General features: G+C 68.6%; 14 protein-coding genes. 10 read left to right on the forward strand and 4 right to left on the reverse strand.

Going from position 1 to position 20,458, the window contains the following annotated elements; translation table 11 throughout:
- The 4 genes from AB0M39_RS10870 (at position 1) to AB0M39_RS10885 (ending at position 5,759) form a co-directional block, all read left to right on the forward strand.
- The gene (locus tag AB0M39_RS10870; protein ID WP_365362509.1) at positions 1–1,122 is read left to right on the forward strand and encodes a hypothetical protein; all 1,122 of its coding nucleotides are present in this window, start codon (positions 1–3) and stop codon (positions 1,120–1,122) included.
- Positions 1,123–1,804: 682 nt separating this feature from the next.
- Positions 1,805–3,049, forward strand: a complete 1,245-nt coding sequence (locus tag AB0M39_RS10875; RefSeq protein ID WP_365362588.1) for a hypothetical protein — start codon at positions 1,805–1,807, stop codon at positions 3,047–3,049.
- On the forward strand, positions 3,046–4,230 hold the full coding sequence (locus AB0M39_RS10880; RefSeq protein WP_365362511.1) for a caspase family protein: 1,185 nt from the start codon (positions 3,046–3,048) through the stop codon (positions 4,228–4,230). Before AB0M39_RS10875 ends, AB0M39_RS10880 begins: the two co-directional genes overlap by 4 nt.
- Positions 4,227–5,759 (forward strand): hypothetical protein, encoded by a 1,533-nt coding sequence (locus AB0M39_RS10885; RefSeq protein WP_365362513.1) that lies wholly within the window; start codon positions 4,227–4,229, stop codon positions 5,757–5,759. Before AB0M39_RS10880 ends, AB0M39_RS10885 begins: the two co-directional genes overlap by 4 nt.
- A 575-nt stretch (positions 5,760–6,334) precedes the next feature.
- Here the strand turns inward: AB0M39_RS10885 and AB0M39_RS10890 are convergent.
- Entirely contained in the window at positions 6,335–7,051 is a 717-nt protein-coding gene (locus AB0M39_RS10890; protein ID WP_365362515.1) for a DUF4839 domain-containing protein, read from the reverse strand.
- A 354-nt stretch (positions 7,052–7,405) separates the two neighbouring features.
- On the opposite strand from AB0M39_RS10890, the gene AB0M39_RS10895 reads away from it, so the two are divergent.
- Positions 7,406–8,857 (forward strand): hypothetical protein, encoded by a 1,452-nt coding sequence (locus AB0M39_RS10895; RefSeq protein ID WP_365362517.1) that lies wholly within the window; start codon positions 7,406–7,408, stop codon positions 8,855–8,857.
- Between the two features lie 66 nt (positions 8,858–8,923).
- On the opposite strand, the gene AB0M39_RS10900 is transcribed toward AB0M39_RS10895, so the two are convergent.
- The 3 genes from AB0M39_RS10900 to AB0M39_RS10910 form a co-directional block, all read right to left on the reverse strand.
- Positions 8,924–10,012, reverse strand: a complete 1,089-nt coding sequence (locus AB0M39_RS10900) for a tyrosine-type recombinase/integrase (protein ID WP_365362519.1) — start codon at positions 10,010–10,012, stop codon at positions 8,924–8,926.
- Positions 10,013–10,071: 59 nt separating this feature from the next.
- Positions 10,072–10,278 carry a helix-turn-helix domain-containing protein gene (locus AB0M39_RS10905; RefSeq protein ID WP_365362521.1) on the reverse strand — a complete coding sequence of 69 codons (207 nt, stop codon included), beginning with the start codon at positions 10,276–10,278 and terminating at the stop codon, positions 10,072–10,074.
- Positions 10,279–10,518: 240 nt separating this feature from the next.
- The gene (locus tag AB0M39_RS10910) at positions 10,519–11,187 is read right to left on the reverse strand and encodes a tyrosine-type recombinase/integrase (RefSeq protein WP_365362523.1); all 669 of its coding nucleotides are present in this window, start codon (positions 11,185–11,187) and stop codon (positions 10,519–10,521) included.
- A gap of 463 nt (positions 11,188–11,650) precedes the next feature.
- Here AB0M39_RS10910 and AB0M39_RS10915 point away from each other — a divergent pair, with 463 nt between their 5' ends.
- The 5 genes from AB0M39_RS10915 (at position 11,651) to AB0M39_RS10935 (ending at position 20,406) form a co-directional block, all read left to right on the forward strand.
- The gene (locus tag AB0M39_RS10915; protein ID WP_365362525.1) at positions 11,651–11,947 is read left to right on the forward strand and encodes a hypothetical protein; all 297 of its coding nucleotides are present in this window, start codon (positions 11,651–11,653) and stop codon (positions 11,945–11,947) included.
- Between the two features lie 496 nt (positions 11,948–12,443).
- Positions 12,444–16,889, forward strand: a complete 4,446-nt coding sequence (gene pglW, locus AB0M39_RS10920) for a BREX system serine/threonine kinase PglW (RefSeq protein WP_365362527.1) — start codon at positions 12,444–12,446, stop codon at positions 16,887–16,889.
- 132 nt (positions 16,890–17,021) lie between these two features.
- Positions 17,022–17,519, forward strand: coding sequence for a hypothetical protein (locus AB0M39_RS10925; RefSeq protein WP_215039600.1), 498 nt, complete (start codon positions 17,022–17,024; stop codon positions 17,517–17,519).
- Positions 17,516–18,919: an AAA family ATPase gene (locus tag AB0M39_RS10930; RefSeq protein ID WP_365362529.1), complete on the forward strand. Its 1,404-nt coding sequence runs from the start codon at positions 17,516–17,518 to the stop codon at positions 18,917–18,919. The genes AB0M39_RS10925 and AB0M39_RS10930 overlap by 4 nt, the downstream gene beginning before the upstream one ends.
- Positions 18,916–20,406, forward strand: coding sequence for a hypothetical protein (locus AB0M39_RS10935; protein WP_365362531.1), 1,491 nt, complete (start codon positions 18,916–18,918; stop codon positions 20,404–20,406). The genes AB0M39_RS10930 and AB0M39_RS10935 overlap by 4 nt, the downstream gene beginning before the upstream one ends.
- The last annotated feature ends 52 nt before the right edge of the window (positions 20,407–20,458 follow it).

A 20,458-nucleotide genomic window follows, 5' to 3' on the forward strand; every position in this document is an offset into this window, starting at 1 on the left:
ATGACCGAAGCTCCGGTTGACGCCGTCGGCACCGGCGACGACGATGCCGACCGCAAGATTGTCGAGCAGGAGCAGGCCGAGATACGAGAGTTCATCAAGGGACTGAGCGCAGATGACATCAAGTCGGGCAACTGGTTCACCAAGCTCAGCGCTCATGCCCTGAACTCCTACACCAACAAAGTCGACTCGCAGTACTTCCAAGAACGGTATGCGGGCGTACCCGCGGACGCCATCGTCGATCAGCGGATCAAGATGGCGGCCCGGTACGCGGCGCTCGAAGGCGGTCTCTCTGCCGGGGCCTACACGGCGGCCGTCGCCGCCACCATCGGCAGCCTTGGAGGCGCCTCGCCGGCGACTGTCCCGGCCGCCGTCGCGACCCTGATGGTCGATGTCGCATTCATCACCCGGCTCCAGCTCCGCCTGGCGTACGACATCGCAGTCCTCTACCGGGTCCCGCTCGACCTGTCCGACCCCGATGACATGTGGAAGCTCATTCGAGTGGCCTTCACCATCAAGAGCGGGGAAGTGGTCAGGGGAGGTGTGGTCAAGGCTGTGCCGGCCATAGTACGGCCGGCGATCAAGCGCTTCTACTCCAAAGCAGTACTGACCGCCGCGAAGGGGCTCCCTTTCGTCGGCAAGTTCCTCCTGCAGCGCAACGTCATCAAGATCGGCATCCCCGTCGTCGGCGTTCCCCTTGCGGTGGTGTTGAACCGCTACACAACGCTGCTCGCCGGGCGGCATGCGCAAGCTGTCTTTCGGAACGAGGCGCGGGTGATCGAACTCGCCGAGAATCTGAGCAAGCAGAGTCAGCACCCTCAGTTGATGCTGTGGGTCGCATGGCTCGTCATTCGGGCGAACCACAAGATTACCGACGATGAGACTCTGTTGATGCGTCACCTGGTGCGGCTGGTCCGGGAGCAGCATCAGATCGTCGACGAACAGCTCGCACACCTTGTCGATGTCGACCCCGCCGAGGTGTGGCGGCGCATAGACCTCGAGCCAGGGGATCTGAGCGACGTTCTCGACGCGGCCGACAGGGTGGCCGCTGTGGACGGTGCCGCCAACGCACGCGAGAAGGCTGTCATCTCCGAGCTTGGAGACCGTTGCCGCCGCCGAGTCTGACGCCGTGATGCGCCTCCGTACGGCGACTCCCCCTACGTGCGATGGCACCCACAAACCTGCAGGTCAGACGCCCTACTTAACCGGCTCCAAAATCGCCACGCACTCCACATGATGCGTCATCGGAAAGGTGTCGGCCTGAGCGAGTCACGGAAAAGGCCAGGTCGGAGGCGCTTTCTCGGCTCGCTGTGCAGATCGAGGGCGCCCAGAGCGTCAAACGAGCGTCACGCGGGCAGTCCGTGCTGCTCAGGGCGGAACAAACTACGGCTCAACCTGGAAGTGTTCTCCCATCTGTGGCCGGTACTGCGCACCCTCGTCGGCCGCACTGTGCGCACCGTCTGGGAAGACGCCTTCCCCCAGCTCGCCTTTCGCACCCAGGCAGCCGAGTGACGGACATGCCGGAGCTGCACACGCGTCTAACCGGCGGGTACACCGTGCGGGCGCACCACCTCGTGAACCGCCCCAGCCAGGACCTCGACGTCACCACCGAGGACGCGGCGCCTGTCCTCGTAATCGATGGTCGGCTGTGCCACCACGATTTCGCTCGCCATGCAACACCTGTCCTGCTTCGATGCGCAACGACCCTACAGAGCGCCAGGGTGGTTGACCGTTTTCTGGACAACTCACTCTGGGCCCCCTCGGTGTCGCACAATGGACTATCGGTGAGTGCAAGTCAGGGGGCGCAGTGGCACTGGTACATGTTCACGGTATCGGGAACCGGAAGGCCGACGCCGTGGTGCGCTCCGCCGCACTGCGCGACGAACTGCTGCGCCAACACCTCCTGCCCGCGACCGGCCACTCCCCCGGCGCTCTACTGTCCAACCCGTGGTGGGGCGAGCTTGTCGCGGAACCGGCTTGGGGGTGGGCCTCGCTGGCCCCAGCCGAGGTGGAGTCGTTGGGTGGCGAAAGCGAGGATCCGCTGGAGAAGGCCGTCGCCGAAGCTCTCGCGGACACCGTCGCCGGAACGGAACAGCGGGACACCGAGCAGGTCCTGACGGCGACCGCCCGCATCTCGTTGCAGCGGGCGATCGATCTGCTTGCACTGGCCGGCAACGACGCCGAGGAGTCCGAGCCGGGCGCCCTTGCGGAGCTGGTGGCCTTCTGCTCGCGGGCTACCGCGTACTGGGCCGAGAAGACTGACGAGGGCACCCGGGGTGACGGCGCGGAGTTCTTCGCCTGGCTCGAGGGGCTCGAGGAAGACGACGACTTCATCGACCGCCTTCACGACGAGGTCGCTGAATGGGAGCGACGCACGGGCCGCGGTCAGGCCGAGACGGGCCCTCGGTCCTGGGAGAGCTTCGGAGTCGAGAGCGGTCTGCCCGCCCGCGCCGTCCGCGCGGTGCACCGGCTGCGCGCCCTCAAAGTCTCTGTCCGGACTAGCCCCTTGGCCGCTGGTGTCCGCCACTGGGCCGCCCGTCCGATGGCCTTGCTGATGGGTGACGTCATGGGCTATTTCGCCGAGCGCGGCACCCTGGAGTTGCCCGGCCCGATCGTGAAGCGGATCGCTGGCTTCCTTGACGAGGCGGCGCGGGACGCCACGCTGCGCGGTGAGCCGTTGGTGGTGATCGCCCACAGCATGGGCGGGAACATCGTTCATGACGTGCTGTCCCACTTCCGGCCCGATGTGCGGGTGGACCTGCTGGTGACTGTGGGCACTCAGATCGGCCTTTTCGAGGAGCTCAAGCTCTTCGCGTCAAGTGACGACGCGGTGCCGAACTCGCGCTGCCCCAAGGTCACCGCGCTGCCGAACGTGAACCGCTGGATCAACGTCCTGGATCGGTCCGACCCGTTGGCGTTCGCGGCCGCTCCGGTCTTTGTCGGCGCGGAGGACCTGGTCTTCCGTACCGGCGCTTGGTGGGCGCACGGGGGCTATCTCACGTCCTGCGACTTCCACGCGCGACTGGCGCGCAGGGTGGGGCAGCCGACATGACCACGGTCTGGGAGAGCGGCTTCGAGGGGCCTGCCGCTCACGCGCTGGTAATCGGCGTCGGCGCCTATGACTGGTTCCCGGGCGGAACACGGTACGTGAAGGGCCGCAAGGGCGACCGGCTGTCCAAGGAGTTCACTCAGCTGGCCTCTCCCCCGGCGTCCTCACGTGCGCTGTGCGAGGGGCTGCTAGAAGGTTTTCGAGACCTGCCTGATGGAATGTCGCTCGGCAGCCTTGAAGCAGTCGTCTCAGCCCGCGAGAAGATGGTCCTCAAGGGTGACGACGGCGCCGAGGTGCCACTCAGACCTGCCACCCTCGCGGGCGTGGAGGAGGCATTCGATGCCTGGTACGACAGGTGCAACAGCCACCCCGAGAACGTGGCGCTGTTTTTCTTCTGCGGCCACGGGGTCCAGGTCGGAAGAGGCTCTCAGATCCTCCTGCTTCAGGACACCGGTGAGAACGTGCGGGACTACTTCCGCACCGCAGTGGACCTCCGCGTTCTGGTAGAGGGGATGGAGAAGAACAGCGCCCGGGTCCAGTGTTTCTTCGTCGATGCCTGCCGCTTCGCTCCGGAACAGCTGTACGAGGAGGGGGACGTCCGCGCCACGCATCTGTTGACACCGCCGCGCCGACCGCGCAGCCGCGACAGAGTCGTCGTCCACTCCACTCTCCCGGGCACCAAGGCACACGGCCCGCTGGGAGGAGTCACCCGCTTCACCGATGCGGTCCTGCGTGCCCTAAGGACACCCGACTCGGACTCTGCGGGCGATGCCTGGGCGGTGACCACGGAGACCGTCGGGAAATTCGTGCGTGAGCTCATGGCCTGGCCGGGGCTGCGGCAGGACGGCATCGTCATGCCGCAGCAGCACTGTGACTTCTCCTCGCTGAGCACGAGCACGGGCGGCGTTCTCTTCTCGTTCGACGAGGCTCCGTCGGTCCCCTTCCACTTCGACACATCGCCCGGGGAGTCCTTGTCCGACGCCGAGTGGGCGCTCATGGACCAGGAACACCAAAAGCTGTATGCGTCCCGCCCGCCGATGCCTGAACCCTGGATCGGGCACGGACCCGTCGGTCCGGTGCGGGTTGAGGTGTCGTTCGCCGAAGGTCGCTTCCGGGGCCGCGGCGACGACGTCTGGATGCAGGCGCCCTGCCGTGCGCGGACGGTGGAGGTGCAGGAGTTGTGAGCGTCACTACGGCACACGTCGACATCGTGGCTCCCGTGGTGCCTGGTGCCACTCCGGGCACGGTCGTCGGCGCGGCCGAGGTCCTTGATCGTGGCAACCGTCGGCTGGCGCGAGTCCCGCTGCGCGCTGGGATGTCGACCCCAGTGGAGATCCCGCGCGAGGAACGGTGCCTGGTCCACGGCTGGTCCCCCTATCTTTCGGTCCAGTCCGTCGTGGTGACCGGCGGCCACACTCAGCGCGCCGTGCTCTCCGCGCGGCGCGCGAACGAGGCGAGCCGGGGTGCCAGGAAGTCTGGCCGGGCCGCAAACGGCTGGGTCCGGCTGTGGGGCTGGGAGCCAGACGGCCACTGGACCGTGCGGGATACGTCGGACATGGCAACGGGCAGGGCCGCGACGGTAGCCACACCGCAGGGTGGCCCCGCCGTCCTGCAGATCGGTGGCGGCCGAAGGCGTCCGGTGTGCACGCTGGTGCCGGAGGCATCCCTGTTCACCCTGCGGCCGGCCGAGCATCAGCCGCAGGGCCTGGCGGAGGTCCGCCCCGTCGCGGACTCGGGTTTCACCCTGCTGGAGGCGGTACGGCTCGGGGAGTGGGGCTGGGCCGCCGTCGTGGAGCGGGTCTGGTGGGACGACCCCGGCGTACGAGGCACTCCACTCTTCGATCTGGCGGTCGCTTACCTGGCATGCAGGCGCGGCGACTTGGACCGCGTCGGCCAGTGGAAGGAGATGAACTGGGACCGCTATGAGACCGGCTCCGCTCGGGTCGACGTCTTGGCCGTGGACGCGTGGCTCGCTCGGCGCCGCGGTGGTTCACGGGACCTCGCCTGGGTCCTGGCCCGACTCGCCGATGCACGAGGAGCCCCACTTCTGTCCGAGGGCTTGGACCTACTCGCCGCGGAGCTGGCCCGCCCGTTGTTGGAATCGCAGGCACCGGAGCCAGGTGAGGCGCTGCGCCGCCTCTTGGCCCCCTACCTGCGCGCATCGCTGCCATCGTCACTCTCCTCATTCACCGCCGCTCATCCGGAAAGGCCGGAGCCCCGGGCTCCGAAAGGGGCGCGGCCCGGCAACTCGCTGCCCTTCCACGTGGAAGCGGACGCGAGCGCCTTGAGGATCGAGTGGCGTGTGCTGAGCGGCGCGCCGCCGCAGGGCAGGGATTACGGACTCGCCGCCGAGAGGGCGCTGCCCCGCGTGCCCGGCCTGATGGTCAGCGAGCCAGAGGGGCTCCACGAGTGGCTCATCATCGAGGACGAGGACCCGATGGTGCTCTGGCAGTTGGCCCGCAGGCTCCTCGACGAGGGGGCAACCACCGGAGTGTCCTTCGTGCCTGGCCGCGATGCAGTCGCGGTGGCGCTACCGGGCCTGCGAACGGGTCGCGTGGCGGCCGTTCTGTCCAGTCTCCAGAGACAGGGTTCGGTGCAGCGCCTCGAGCTCAGTGTGGGCGGCGCGCGCCGGGAGCTGCGCACGGCGGATGCTGCCGAGGCCGAGCGGATTTTGGCCGTGCTACTGCGAGAAGGCCACCAATCGCCGCCGTAGGTACCCGGCCCCGCGTCTGCCCCCGCTCAACCACCCGCCCGGCATGACCTGCAGCACGCCGTCGGCAAGGTCGGTGTCCGCGACGCGCTGGGCGGGCTCGATCGAGCCAGGCGTGAAGGTCCTCGCGGGTATCGACCCCGTCGGCAGCGAGAAGGTCGGTGATGGCTGGGCCGTCGCAACCTTCTGTGCGTGGTTGAACCTCATGACCACGGCTAGGTCTTCCGTGACGAGCCGGCGCTGGAATCCGCGGACTGTTCTTGCATCAGCCCAGCTCCGTTGCAAATGCAGGAGCCTCGGTCGGACAGTCCTCTCGTAGTTGCACCGTGGCTGGAAGCTGACATCGCAAATGACAGCACACATGTGGGTCCATGCGCCTGGCTGGAGAAACGGTCCGCTGCCAAGACAGTGGCGAACGTGGTCGGCGAGCCATTGGGTAGGGCTGGATGCGAGCATGGGTCACGGTTGGCGCTGCCGTCTGGCAAGCTGGTGGGAAAGTTCAAAACTCTCGAATGGATGGAGCAGGGGGCCGTTCCCTTGGGCAGCTCCCTCCATGATGGGAAGGCTGGCCATCTCGGTTACCGGGTCTCCGTCGAGACCGGGGCGAGGCGGAATAGGCACTGGGCCGTGTTGAACTCGATCACCTCGGCGATGAAGCGGAACTTGTCGCCAACTGCAATGGTGGCAGGGACCTCCTTGCCGGTCAGGTGGAGGTTGCCGGTGTTGACGTCCTCGTACTTGAAGTTCGGGCCGTCCGTCGTCTGCGGCCCCTTGTCACCCGGGCCGAGAAGGAAGTCGTAGCGGGTCCGGCTACCGGCGTGGGTCGCCATGTGCCTGATTGACCCGTCGAAGGAGACCGTCTGCCCCGCGTGCTTGGTTGCGAAGTTCACGTTCGCTTCGCCACACGGATCCGCCTTCAACAACGTGGCGAACTCGGGACTGTTCTGCGCCGTGATCACCTCAGCGGTGGTCGGCTCGTTTGCGGGCGGCGTAGCGGAAGGCTTCTCACTCGCGGCCGGCGAACTGGCCGACGCGCCCTTCTCCTCGTCGCCGTCACCGAGCGCAACGCCCGTGCCGATGATGGCGGCCAAGACCACGAGGGCGGCAGCCCCTGCCCCGATCAGACGCCAAGGCAGTGGCCTCTTCGGCCGACGGAAGTTGAGGGTGGTGCGAAGTCTGCCTGGGAGCTGTTCCACGAGCTCCCATCCGTCCTTCTGCATCTTCGAGATCACCAGTCCGTCGGTGCCTCGAACCGTCTGCACGACCTTGTACTCGTACTTGATCTCATCGGCCATGCGGCTCTCCGCCCCCTGAAGCGAACCGGTCATATCAACTGGGCGCGAGCATAGATGACTCCACGGATGACGAACGTCCCCTCCCTCGGCCCCTGCTCCTCTGCTCGACCGGGCCGTTCGTGCCGCGCCTGAGGGCGGCGTCTCGGTAGCGGATGCAGGGCATCAAGACAATGTCGAACATCCAAATTCCGGGCGAATCTGCCCTGTGGAGGATCAGTAGGGCTATACACCAGATGCCGCCGGTCGTGGTCGAGTTCAGCCTTGGCACCACTGGTACGAGGGGCCAACACACCTCGATCGCCGCCCTTCTCCTCTACCTTGACAATCCCATCTGCATCCTCGAGTGGAGCCGGAGTGGTGAAGTACGCGGTGTCTGCACCGCAGGCTGACTTGCTGCGCGAGATCGCGGCGGTGTCCGATGCCGTGCGTATCGCACCCGGCCGTACACAGGTCGCCTGGGCGCTGGAGCAACGTGGGCTGATCAAGAGGACTTGGCGCGGCAGTGGGCACGTCGCCGTGGTGACTGCGGACGGCCGCTACTACCTCAAGCACGGCAAGCATCCCCGGCAGGTCCAGGCGGATGAGGAGCGGCTGGAGGGTGACAGCGCTCAAGCCGCGCTCGCTCCGGCCGGCGGGGCTGAACTGGTCTCCCGACTGCAATCGGCATCAGGGACGATCACGGTTGCTGATCCTGCGCCTCGGACCCGGGGGCGGTGGCGGGCCGCCTATTACGACGCACTCCACCACGGGCACGTTCCGGAAGGTCACAAGGTACGGTGGAACGGTCGCCAACGTGGCGACTGTGTCTTCACCCTGGTCAACGAAGAGGCCGAGAAGGCTGCCCAGCCTGCTCCGGTGCCGCGCATCGACGTACCGGAAGTTCTGGATCGGCCTCACCCTCTCGTCCGTGCGACGCGTAAAGCCCTGGGCCGCTCTCAGGGCACGGTCGACCCCCGCGGCAGAGCGGGGGCCGTCCCGTTGCATGTGTCGCGTCCGCTTGCCGACCGCGCCCTACGGATCATGCACGCGCTACTGACCGAAGCCGAGAGCCGCGGCTACATAGCTGAGCCTCAGACCGACCTCCACGGCGGGGAGGCCGTCCACACACTCGCGATCGTGATCCGAGGCCGATCCTTCCCCCTCGTCCTCACGGAACGGACGACCAAAGGCCCGCACAAGCCGACTCCGAAGGAGATTCGGCAAAGGGAGCGCAATCCCTGGATCCGGCTCCCCAAGTACGACGAGGAGTTCAACGGACGCCTCGCCCTCGGTGCACCCGCCAGGGACCGGTACCGGCACTCGTATGCGCACAGCGACGGGGCCCGCTGGACGCTGGAGTCGCGCCTGGGACACCTCCTACAGGACCTCGAACGTCTCGCTGCTGAAGGCGAACGCCGGGACCGGGAGCAGGAACTCCTCGAAGCCGAGCGGCGGCGCCGATGGTACGCGGCTATCGCACAGGCGCGTGAGCAGCAGATCGATCAGCAGCGCGCGAAGGTACTCGCCGAACAGATGAGTGCCTGGAATCAGGCTGCCGAGATCCGCGCCTTCTGCCAGGCAGCCCGCGCTCGAACCGACAGCGCTCCGCTTCCGGTCGGCGAGGCGGAATGGCTGCAGTGGGCGGAGGCGTATGCCGCACGGCTCGACCCGCTGCACCACGCGCTGGTTACGCCGCCGGATCCCCCGGCCAGGCGGGAGGTTCTGCGCGAGCATGCAAAGGTCGACGTCTACGCCTATCCGTGGCCGTTCGACGCTGACGGCCGCTGGGTGCTCCCCCAGGAACAGCCGGCCGACCCGAACTCGTGATCGTGACCGCGTTCCGCGTCCAGAGAATTTCGCCCCTGTCCAAGCAGGACAGGGGCGAAGCAACGTTTATGCGGCGATCGTGAGCGGGGTTTCCATACGCTCCCAGGCCCCGAGGACGGCCTTGTGCGCATCCGGCTGCAGGTGGGCGTAACGCTGGGTGGTCTGGAAGCTCTCGTGGCCGAGGAGGTGCTGGACCTCGTAGAGGGAGACCCCCTTCTGCACGAGCCATGAGGCGCAGGTGTGGCGCATGGAGTGCGGCGGGTAGTGCGGCACGAGCTGCTGCTCGCCGTCATCGTCGAAGTGGTAGGCGCTGTCGACGGTCGGCCACCATGTCTGCCGTCGCCAGTTGCCATCGTTGAGGAGGCGACCGGCCCGGCCCTTGGTGAGGGTGGTGAACACCACAGCGTCACGGTCGAGCCGGTGGATGTAAAGCTCCAGCGCCTCCAGGACGTGCGGCGGGATCGGTACCTCGCGGCGGCTCTTGGAGCTCTTTGGGTACTCCTTGATGCCGCTCTTGGTGTTGACTTCGACGACGAACAGGCGCGAGCGGCGCTGGTCGATGCAGTGGCGGTGCAACCCGGAGAGTTCGCCCCACCGCAACCCGGTGTAAAAGCCCAGCAGGCACATCGTCCGCCACGCTGTCGGGAGTCCATCGAGACCGCTCTGCGCCTGGTCGAGCGTGAACCACTGCGGCGGCTTGACGGCGATCTGGGGCAGGTCGATGCTGCGGCAGGGACTCACCGCAATCACGTCGTCGTCGACGGCCGCACGCATGATGGAGGACGTCAGGTTGTAGGCCCGCTTGATCGCTGCGGCACCAGCGCCCTTCTCGATCAGAGCACGGATCCAACTCTGCACATCCATCCGGGTGATGGCCCGCATCTCCCAGTCGGCCCAGTAAGGCATGACGTGGTTCCTGATGCCCGAAGCGTCGCCCTGCAGGGTATGGGGCTCGACGACGCGGGCGTTCCACCACCGGTCGTGCCAGTCACGGAAGGATGTCTCGCCGACTCGCGGGTCGCGCAGGCCCCCGCGGGCAAACTGGGTCTCCATCTCAAGCCCCCAGGCACGCGCCTGCGTCTTGAGGGGAAACGATTCGCTGAACCGGTCACCCAGCCGGTTACGAACCGTCGCCTGCCAGTTGCCGGTCTTCAACTTGCGTAGGTACAGCCCAACTCCTCATGTCAGTACGGAAGGCCCCTCGCGGGCCGGGGTCAGCGGCGCGATCTCGGTGCGGCGACGGCGCGGCTGGAGATGAACTCGTCGAGGCCGGCGGCGGGGACGCGGATTCGCGAGCGGCCCGTGCCGGTGCGCAGATCGACGACTGGAAGGTCACCTACGGCGATGAAGCGGTAGACGGTGCGGCGGTCGACGTCCAGAACGGCGGCGACGGCAGGGATGGACAGCAGGCGTGGAGGCATGGGTGAGTCCTTGGCGGGCAGCGTAAAGGGGTGCGGCGACGAGGCGGCCGCCAAGCCGGTCCAGTCCGTGGTGGGGGCCGCAAGCCCTGTCAGGGCGGGGCGTAGCACGTCACGGGACGGCCGGGTTCCTGCGCACATGAGCCAGGCAGGAACGCTCTCGGCGGCGAACCGGAGGGCGTGGGGAAATGAGTCTCGGATAGCGGCGCTCCGCTGATCTGCCGAAGCAGAGCGCCGCCCGGTTCATCGGTCAGTCGGCTCTGGCAGGCGAGTCGCCTGAGCGAGGCGCTCCCAGTCGATCTCTGTCGCTTCGAGACGGAAGCAGTACGGGTAGCGAAGCGCCAGCCAGGCTGGGGTCACTCCAGCGAGCTCGGCCACCGTGGCGACATCGACGCCCAGCCTCAGCCATCGCACCAGGGAAGACTCCCGCAGGATGTCGACGGGCTCCCCCAACCGCCAGGCCAGCAGCTGGTCATGGGGCAGCACGGCCTCTTGCGCCTGCTCCCACAGCCCCATGTATGCATCTACCGAGAGTCGCCCACCACGCGCGCCGGGGAACAACAGATCATCCTTCTGGAGAACGGCATCGTTGATCCACCCCCGCAGGAACATGGCGAACCCCGGTCGCAGCGGAACCACCCGAGCCTGCCCTCGACAGCCAGCCGTCAGCTCACCAGAACCACCCGAACGAAGGACAACATCGCGAACACGCATGGATCGCGCTTCACTCGGACGGAGTGCCCCCTCGACCAGGGTGACCAGGAAGGGGTACACCGAGCGACTGCCGCCCGTCTGCTGGCGCATCCAATCCAATAGCGAGAGAACTTGCCTCTCGGAAAGTATCCATTCCTCATCCAAAGCATCGACCAGCACAGCAGCGAACTCCTTGCGGAAATAGGGGATCTGTCGCACGCGGATCGCTCGACAACAACAATCGTCCACACGATCCCCGGTTTCGGTAACCGGGGATCCCGTGCTATAAAGGCAGGGGCCCACCCGTTGGCCCGTGCGGAGCTTCTCGTCGCGCCAAGCCGATTGCATGAACCTGCGACTAACCCGCCGACATCTAGGTTCACTTGAAGCAGCCGAACTAATCCAGTCCCTTGGCACCCTAATATGTCTGCCGTCGGCGAACTGTTCCTGGCGCAGATTTAAAATGCACAAAAGCTACCAAATCCGGGCAAACCGCACCACGGGGCTCACAAACAGAGCAGGCGCCTTCTAAGCACCTGCTCTATCGGCTCCTCACCAACACGGTCGGAGCACCTCCTGAAGCAGCCCCAGACCATCTGCACGGCGATCCGCCGCTTTTTAGCAGCACGGGCTTCCTTCGGCAGGCGGGACGCTGACTTACCGCCTATCACACGCCCTTCACATGCTCACAGGTGACCCAGAATCACGCCCGCGGATCACGGAGCTGAAGTTCGAGGGCAGTAAGAGCAAATCCAGATTCGCCGCACCCTGCGCGACTTCATCCTCAGCTCCCACGACACCGCACGACGCAGTCGAACAGTTCAGCATCGGCAAGCTGGAGAACCTGGGCGCACGCCGCCCCGAGGAATTCGATCTGCAGGAACTCCACGACCATCTGGATACCCTGGAATGGGTCAGCGACACGGAGTGCGAGGCGTACGGTCTTGACGCCGCCCGGATTTCCTCACTCCGGCAATGAGCACACCAATGGCTGGACGACCTCGCCCAGCGCCTGGCCGAGCCGTGCACCGAGGACGACGCCCCCGACGGCGTGTGAGCTGAGGCCGAACACGGCCCCGTTACCGCCCGCTACGACAAAGGCCCGGCGCACCTCGCCCTCGAAGTGTGCAGCCCTTTCGCACACCCGTCAGCCGCGCCCCGCCAGGCGCAGGGACGCGGCCCATCGCCCGGGCCCGTCGGCGACGGCGGGGGCCGCCGACTCCTGCCACCTACCGCGGCCGGCCACCGTGGCGAACTCTCCGGGCCCTTGGGTGACTTGGGCCGCCTCCTCATACGCCCCCAGGCCCGGAAGAGAGACGGAGAGGGAGGGTGATCGCGAACAGGACCAGCCGGTCAGCCAGCTGCGACTACGATTCCGTACAGGTCCGGGGCATGCGCCGGACCCGGCCCGCACCCCGGCGCCCGCCACCGTTCGTGAAGCCCGTCCCCGCCTGTCCCGTACCGGAGGTCCCCAGGTGTCGTCGACTCCCCGGCCGTCCGCTCCTCGCCCCGGTCCGCCGCCGGCCCGTGAGCACTGGTTCCAGCCGCGGCGTTCCGGTTTCCGCTGGGAGCAGGAAGGTCTGGACCACATCCGGCGGCTGATGCCGGCGACCGAGCCGTACCGGGCCTGGGCCACCTTCCAGTTCACCGGCGTCACCGGCCGGGTCAACGAGTGCGATCTACTGATCGCGGTGCCCGGTGGCGTGTATCTCCTGGAGCTCAAGGGACATCCGGGCCGGGTGGTGAACCACGGTGACACCTGGCAGTTCCACAGCGACCGGGTGCGCACGCTCCGTAATCCGCTGCACCTGACCGATCTCAAGGCCAAGGAACTCAAGGCCCAGCTGGAGCGGGCGGCCCGCGCCTCCGGTATCGATCCGCGCAAGGTGCCCTTCATCAAGCCGGCCGTGTTCCTGCACGACGCCGCCCTAGTGAGCGAGCTCGACGAGTTCCAGCGCACCGCCGTCTACGGGCTGAACGGCTCCGAGGGCGGGCTGCCGGGCATCTGGGACGGGCTGCTCGGGCTCCCTCCGGAGCGGGAGAGCTGGCGGGTCACCCCACAGGACAGCGCCCGCCTCGAACAGCTGATGAAACGCGTCGGGATCAGCCACTCCAACGCTCATCTGCGGTACGGAGACGACTGGCGCCTCGAGTCGCGGGCCCTGGACGCGGGCCCTGGGTGGGAGGACCGCCTCGCGGTCCGCGACGACAGCCTGGCCAAGGAGAGCGGCCGGGTCCGGATCTACCTGTCGGGGCAGGACTCGTCCGCCGAACAGCGCACCCGCCTCGACCGTGCGGCCCGTCGCGAGTACCAGGTCCTGCAGGGGATCAACCACCGCGGCATTGTCCAGGCCGTACAGATCCGCGAGCACCAGGGCGGCCCGGCGATCCTCTTCCGGCACCGCGAGGCCGATCTGCGGCTGGACGCCTACCTGAACGCCTATGGGGGCCTCCTCTCCCCCGCGATACGTCTGGATCTGGTGCGCCAGCTCGCCGAGGCCGTGCGGTACGCGCACAATCGCTCGCTCTACCACCGGGCGCTGGCCGCCCGCTCGGTGTACGTCAGCACCCGCGAGGACGGCACGGACCCGACCTTGCGGATCGCGGACTGGCAGACGGCCGCCCGGGACTTCGAATCCAGTTCCCATCTGTCGCTGGCCGACACTCCGCTGGACTCCGGTCTGGTGGCCGACACGGCCCAGGTGTATCTCGCCCCGGAGACGTCTCGGGAGTTCGCCGACCCGGTCGACCTGGACATCTTCGGCCTCGGCAGCCTCTCCTACCTCCTGCTGACCGGGAAGCCGCCCGCCGAGGCACGCAGCTCCCTGGTGGACCGGCTGGCCGCCGAGGGCGGACTTCATCCGTACGCGGTCTCCGACAGCGTCTCGGCCACCCTGGACGACCTGGTCTTCCGTGCCACCGCCTCCGATGTGCAGCACCGGCTCACCTCGGCCGAGGAGTTCCTGCGGCTGCTCGACGCCGCGGAGGCCGAGTTCGCGCAGACCGGACGGTCGGCGGCGGTGACGGTCGACCCGTTGACCGCCAAGGCCGGGCAGTATCTGGACCAGGAGTGGGAGGTCGTACGGGTCCTCGGCACCGGCGCCACCGCCCGCGCGATCCTGGTCGCCCGCCGCACCGAAGAGGGCGCCTACGACGAAGCCTCCCTGCGGGTGTTCAAGGTGGCCCTCGACCGTGAGAAGGACGCCCGTCTCTACGCCGAGGCGAAGGCGCTGCGCGAGGTCGGCGGCAGCCGCATCGTCAAGCTGCTCGCCGACCCGCGTGAGGTGGGCGGCCGCACCGTTCTGGAGATCGAGTACGCGGGCGGGTTCCGTTCCCCCCAGGACCGGGAGCCGGTCAGCCTGGGCTCACGGCTGCGCGGTGAGGGGCGCCTCGGGTACGGGCAGCTGGAGCGGTTCGGCACCGATCTCTTCGACGCTCTGGACACGCTCGCCGCCCGTGGGGTGCGGCACCGTGACATCAAGCCGGACAACCTCGGCCTGTTCAAACGCAACGACGGTTCCTGGCAGTTGATGCTGTTCGACTTCTCGCTTGCCGACGCACCCGACCAGGATCTGCGGGCCGGCACCCGCGGCTATCTCGACCCGTTCCTGGGCAGTAGCCGTCGTTCCCGTTACGACGATCACGCCGAGTGGTACGCGGCGGCGGTCACCCTCTACGAGATGGCCACGGGCGAACGACCGGTGTGGGGCGACGGACAGGTGGATCCGCTGACCGTCGCGGACGCCGAGCTCCATGTCGCTGACGAGCTGTTCGAGTCCGCCCTGCGCGAGGGACTGACCAGTTTCTTCCACCGGGCACTGCATCGAGATCTCGATCAGCGCTACGGCAGTCTGCGTCTGCTGCAGGATGCCTGGCGGGACGTCTTCCGCCGGGCGGACTCGGCCCGGCCCCCGACCACCCCGGCCACGGTGGACCGGCAGGCCGAGGACGTGGAGGACGCCCGGGAACAGGCGGCCGCGGCTGCCGGGCTGAAGACCTCGTTGGACGCGGCGGGGCTCTCGCCGCGGGCCGTCTCGGTGGCGGCCGGTCTCGGGGCCTCCACCGTGGAGGCGCTCCTGGACGTCCCGGCGTACACGATCTCCCGTGCCCGGGGCGCCGGGAACGTGATCCGCAAGGAGCTGAACCGGCGGCGCAAGCAGTGGCTCCAGGAGCTGCGGCAGCGCCCTGCGGGGAGAAAGCCCGTCTCGCTGCCCGCCGACGCCCCCGAGGAGGCGCTGGAATCGGTGGAGACCCTGGCCGCCCGGCTCACCCCGGCGGCGACGACCGGCCGGCGCACCCGGCCGCGGCCGGACGTCGTCCTGGCCACCCTGGGTCTGCCCGGTGCCGCCCTGGCCGAGAGCTGGCCCTCCCAGCCGGCCATCGCCAGGGCCCTGAACATCAGCCAGCCGACCGTTTCGCAGCACCAGAGCGCCGCGATAGAGCAGTGGGCCGCACTGCCCTGGCTCGGCCGGGTCCGCGACGAGCTGGTGACCGTGCTGTCCGAGCAGGGCCGGGTGATGACGGCCGCCGAGCTCGCGGCCGAGCTCCGGGTCAGGCACGCCCCGCAGGACGCGGACGACGACACGGACCGCGCGGACCTGCAGGCGCTGGCGCTGGCCGTGGTGCGGGCCGCGGTCGAGGCCGAGTCGCGCCGGCCGGACGAGGCCCGCGGGATCGAGCACAGGGACGGAGACGGGGAGGGCTCCGCTCCTCCGCCCCGGATCGCCGTGCTGCGGCGCGGCGGCACGGTCCTGCTGGCGCTGGAGGACCTTCCCGGAAGCGACGACCCGACCCCGGTGGAGCTGGCCGATCACGCGACCGAGCTCGGCCACGCCGCCCAGGCCCTGGCGGCCCGCGATCCCCTGCCGGGCAAGGAGGCCGTCCTGCGCGAACTGCGCGCGGTCCCCGCACCGGAGGGGATGGCCCCGCCGGCCGACACCCGTCTGGTGGCACTGGCCGCGTCGATGGCCGGCGGGGTCGGCGTCTCCCCGCGGTTCGAGCTGTTCCCCCTGGACCTCGGTCTGGACCAGGCACTGCGCGTCTCCCAGGCGGCGGCCGGGGTGCGGCGCGCCATCGGCATCGGGGCCGATGACCTGCTGGCCCGACTCCGCTCCCGCTTCCCGGGCCTGGCGGTACTGGCCGACCTCACGTACGTGGAGCTGGAGGAGGCCCTGGAGAAGGCCGGCTTCCCGCTGGAGTACGACCGGGACCGCTCGCTGTTCTTCCCTCCCGCACGCGATCCCGACCGCAGCCGGCCCGCGTACACCGTGACGTCCGTGCCCGGGACCGGCACCCTCTACGGCGACGCGCAGGCGGAGCTAGCCGAGGGGCGTGATCCGCGCCGGATCCTCGCTCTGCGCCTCGACGATGCGCTGCGCCGGGGCGGGTTCCTTGCGCTGACCGTCAGGGGCGCCTACCTTCCGGGCCTCGCCGAGCGGCTGGCCGAGCGCTGCGGTGTTCTCCCGATCGCCCTGGACGACCTGTTCCTCACCGCGCTGCGCGAACTGGCCGATGAGCAGGGGGTGCCCTGGCGGGCCCTGCTGAAGGCGGACGCCGGGTTCACCGCCACCGGCCTCCTAGGCACCGCCCTGGGCTCCTACACCCGGTTCGCCGCCGAGCGCGTGGCACAGCGGTGCGCGGACCTGGCCGAGCAGGCGGGCCCACGCACCGTCCCGCTGCTGCACCGGGCCGGTCTGGTGGCCCGCTACTGGGAGGCCGGCGGCCGCGAACTCCTGGTCTCCCTGCAGCAGTCGGCCCGCCGCCCGGCCGAGACCCCGCACGGTTTGTGGCTGCTCACCCCGATGGACGACCCGCAGGCCACCCCGGCCCTGGAGGGACGCACGGTGGACGTGGTGGACCGGGTGAGCGAGTGGGTGGTCCTGGAGGGGCTGCCGTTGAGGGAACTTCTCGGCGAGGAGTGAGGGCGGAGGTGAGCGGGGGCGTCAAGGCACCGGGCCCCTTCCCTAACCCGCCGCCCCTGACGCAAGCTCAACCGCCCACGACGTGCGCGAATTCACCTTTTCGGAGCAGCATCGCCCCTTATGATCAGCGGCGTGCCGGATGACGACGCGAGAGCCCAGGACGCGGTGATGGAGCAGCAGTACGCCCTCGCCGGAGCACGGCATTACCACGATGCCGTCTATCTCTGCGGCGACCAGCGGTGGCCGACCGCCGACCACCTCTTCGGGTTCGCCGCCGAGTGCGCGCTGAAGAGCCTGCTGCTGCGGTTCGCCGTGCACGACGTGTCCACGTACCGCAACGGGAATGCGATGAACCGGGCACGGTGGGTGAATCCCCGGACCGGGAAAGAGGACTGGCTGGGCCACATCAACCAGGTCCTGGGGGCGGCCCCTCTGCTGGCGTACGGCCGCGGAGGCCCCGCGTTCGTGGAGGCCGTCGACCGGCTGAACGTCTTCGCGTCCTGGGACCTGGCGGACCGCTACCGGGACGGCAGACAGGTCTCCGACTCGGTCGTGGCCAGCCGCCAGGAGGCCGCGCGCCTCGCCCTCTCCTTGTACGAGCTGTACGAGCTCACCGGAAGGACCTCATGACCGCGTACGACTTCCCGGTCCGCTTCGACAGTTCCCGCCCGATCGCGTTCGGGATCGCACGGGACGTGGCGGAGGAGGGGTACGACGTCGTACTGGTACGGGACGTACTCGGCCGGTTCACTCTCATCGTCGATGACGACAGCAAAGGCGTGGATGCCGGACAGCACGACCGCTGGTCGGCGACCCTGCACGACCGGCTCGGTCCATACTGCGGCAAGCGGCGGATCCTGCTGAAGTCCCGGATGTTCTCGGCAGACGCCTTGCTCAGGTCTCCTCGTGCGATCGACGTCCCCGACGGGTCCACCTCCGTCGGCTCTGTCCGGTTCCTGGACAACACCGTGGTCGGCGAGGGCTGGACCCAGGTCTCCACGCCGTCCGCACCGAAGATCGGGCCCCGCACCCACCGCACCGCTCTGTACGGCTTCAAGGGCGGCGTCGGCCGTACCACGGCGACCTCGGTCCTCGCCCGCGCCCTCGCCGACACCGGCAAGATCGTGCTGGTGATCGACCTGGACCTGGAGTCGCCTGGTATCGGCCCGCTGCTTCTCGGGACGGGGCGGTTGTGTCGCCACGGTGTCGTCGACCACCTCGTGGAGGCGGCTCTCGGCAACGAGGAGGGCCTGGAGATCGTGGCCAGGTCGGGGTACGAGCCGCGCAATCGGGGCGAGTTGTGGATCGCCCCGGCTCGGGGGGCGGGCGACGACACGCCCAACGCCTACGTGGACAAGCTCAACCGTGTCTACGCCGATTCCCCAGGCGCGAGTTTCGCGGACCGCCTGGAGGCGACCGTCCGTGCCTGCGAGGAGGCGGTGGAGAAGGGCGACAGCGGGCGCCGCCCCGATGTGGTGCTGCTCGACAGCCGGGCCGGCATCCACGACGTCGCTGCCGTGACCATCTCCCGGCTGTGCGACCTCGCGCTGCTCTTCGGCGCGGACAACGCGCAGACCTGGTCGGGGTACCGGGACCTCTTCGAGGCGTGGGCGGCGTCCGGGCAGGGCCCGGACATCCGGCACAAGCTCCGCATGGTGGCCTCGATGGTGCCGGACTCGGTCCACCACCCGATGGAGATCTACCTGAGATCCTTCCGGCTGAACTCCTACGATTGCTTCTCCACGCTCTACGACGAGGTCATGGCCGAGGAACCGCAGCAGGCGGATTCCGGAGAGGGGCCTTCCGGCGGTATCCCGTTCGCCCCGTCCCCGGAGGACGACTCCGCTCCTCATCACCCGGTCCCGATCCTCTTCGAGCCGGGCCTGGTCGGCATGAACGTCCCGGACTCCCCGCAGTGGCAGGAGCGAGTCTTCGTGCGGGCCGCGTACCTTGAGTTCCTCGCGACGGTCGTTCCGCTGGTCCTGGCCGACCCGGTCGACGGGAACGACGACGAGGAAGAGACGGGATGACCGAGCCGCTGAGCGCCGACGCCTACCGCGATCTGCTGTCGAGGGCGCTGGAGGGCACGGTCGACGCGGACACCCGGCGGCCGGACTCGCACTCGCTGTACATGCCGGATCTCCACCGGTCCGCCCTGTACGTGGACTCCACGGTGGTTGAGGGCGGCCGGGGTGACGGGAAGACCTTCTGGGCGCGGTCCCTCCTCGACCCGGTGCTGCGGGCGGCGGCGGCGGCCGAGTACCGCATCAACCGGCTCAACAAGCTCCGGGTCTCCCCCGGTTACGGCCAGGACATACGGTCGGACTCCTATCCCGGCCCGATGGCACTGCCACGTTTGGTGGACGGTGGCGCTCTGCCGGAGGAGATCTGGTACGCCGTGCTGCTCACCGCGCTCGGGCAGCCGGAGCTGTGTGCGCTCCCCGAGTGGGGCGACAAGCTCTCCTGGCTCCGGGCGAACCCCGGCCCGGCCGACCGGACCATCGAGGAGGCGGACGCCCGGGCCTTCGCCGAGGACGTGGTGCAGCTCCTGGTCTTCGACGGCCTGGAGCATCTGCACCCCGACCAGCGCGTCGTGGACCGGCTGATCGCGGGACTGCTCAGGGTCGCCCAGCGGATGCGCTTCGGCACGCGCAACATCCGTTTCAAGGTGTTCCTGCGTCCCGACATGTTCGAGGCCGCCAAGCAGCTCTTCCCCGATGCTTCGAAACTGTCGGGGAACGCGGCGGAGCTGACCTGGTCCCGTACCGATCTGTACGGGCTTCTCTTTCATCATCTGGGCAACGAGGGCGGCGCGGACGCCGAGCGGTTCCGCCGGATCACCGGCGGCTGGGAGAGCACGCAGGGGCCGGACGGGGTGTCCGCCCGGCACGTCCCGCCGATCGCCCTGCGCAACGACGCCAAGGCCCAGACGGAGCTGTTCGAGCAGATCGCCGACCCGTACATGGGCAGCAACGTCCGCCAGGGACGCCCCTACACCTGGCTGCCCAACCACCTCATGGACAGCAAGGACCGGATCAGCCCGCGTAGCTTCCTCAAGGCCCTGTCCGAGGCGGCCGAGGTCACCCGGCCCGGGCACGACCGTGCGCTGCACCACTCCGCCATCCACAGCGGGGTGCGCGCGGCGTCCAGGGTGCGGGTGGACCAGGTCGGCGAGGACACCCCGTGGGTCAGGACGGCGATAGAGCCGCTGTCCGGCTGCCAGGTGCCGATCGCCCAGGGGAAGATCATCGAGATCTGGCAGGAACACGATCTGCCGAGTGAACTGCGCCAGGACTCTGCCCGCTACACCCAGCACGACCGGGCCGAGCTGGTCGTCACCGGCCCCCGCCACCCCGACGATCTGCCCCGGCTGATCCAGGAGCTGGTCGACCTGGGCGTGATGCGCCGGCGCGACAAGGAGCGGGACGAGCACGCGCTGCTCGACCTGCCCGACATCTACCGCCTCGCCTTCGGCCTCGGACGCAAGGGCGGCATCCCGCTGACCGGCCGCAGGTAGCGGCCGGTACCGGACACCGACCTGGCAGGATGGACGGACCCGCGAGGACGAG

This window comes from Streptomyces sp. NPDC051907, assembly GCF_040681075.1.
GTDB lineage: Bacteria > Actinomycetota > Actinomycetes > Streptomycetales > Streptomycetaceae > Streptomyces.

Coding starts and splice junctions, on each gene's coding strand:
- AB0M39_RS10870 (WP_365362509.1), top strand. CDS start 1: ATGACCGAAGCTCCGGTTGACGCCGTCGGCACCGGCGACGACGATGCC.
- AB0M39_RS10880 (WP_365362511.1), top strand. CDS start 3,046: ATGACCACGGTCTGGGAGAGCGGCTTCGAGGGGCCTGCCGCTCACGCG.
- AB0M39_RS10890 (WP_365362515.1), bottom strand. CDS start 7,051: ATGGCCGATGAGATCAAGTACGAGTACAAGGTCGTGCAGACGGTTCGA.
- AB0M39_RS10905 (WP_365362521.1), bottom strand. CDS start 10,278: ATGCCTCCACGCCTGCTGTCCATCCCTGCCGTCGCCGCCGTTCTGGAC.
- AB0M39_RS10915 (WP_365362525.1), top strand. CDS start 11,651: ATGCTCACAGGTGACCCAGAATCACGCCCGCGGATCACGGAGCTGAAG.
- AB0M39_RS10930 (WP_365362529.1), top strand. CDS start 17,516: ATGACCGCGTACGACTTCCCGGTCCGCTTCGACAGTTCCCGCCCGATC.
- AB0M39_RS10935 (WP_365362531.1), top strand. CDS start 18,916: ATGACCGAGCCGCTGAGCGCCGACGCCTACCGCGATCTGCTGTCGAGG.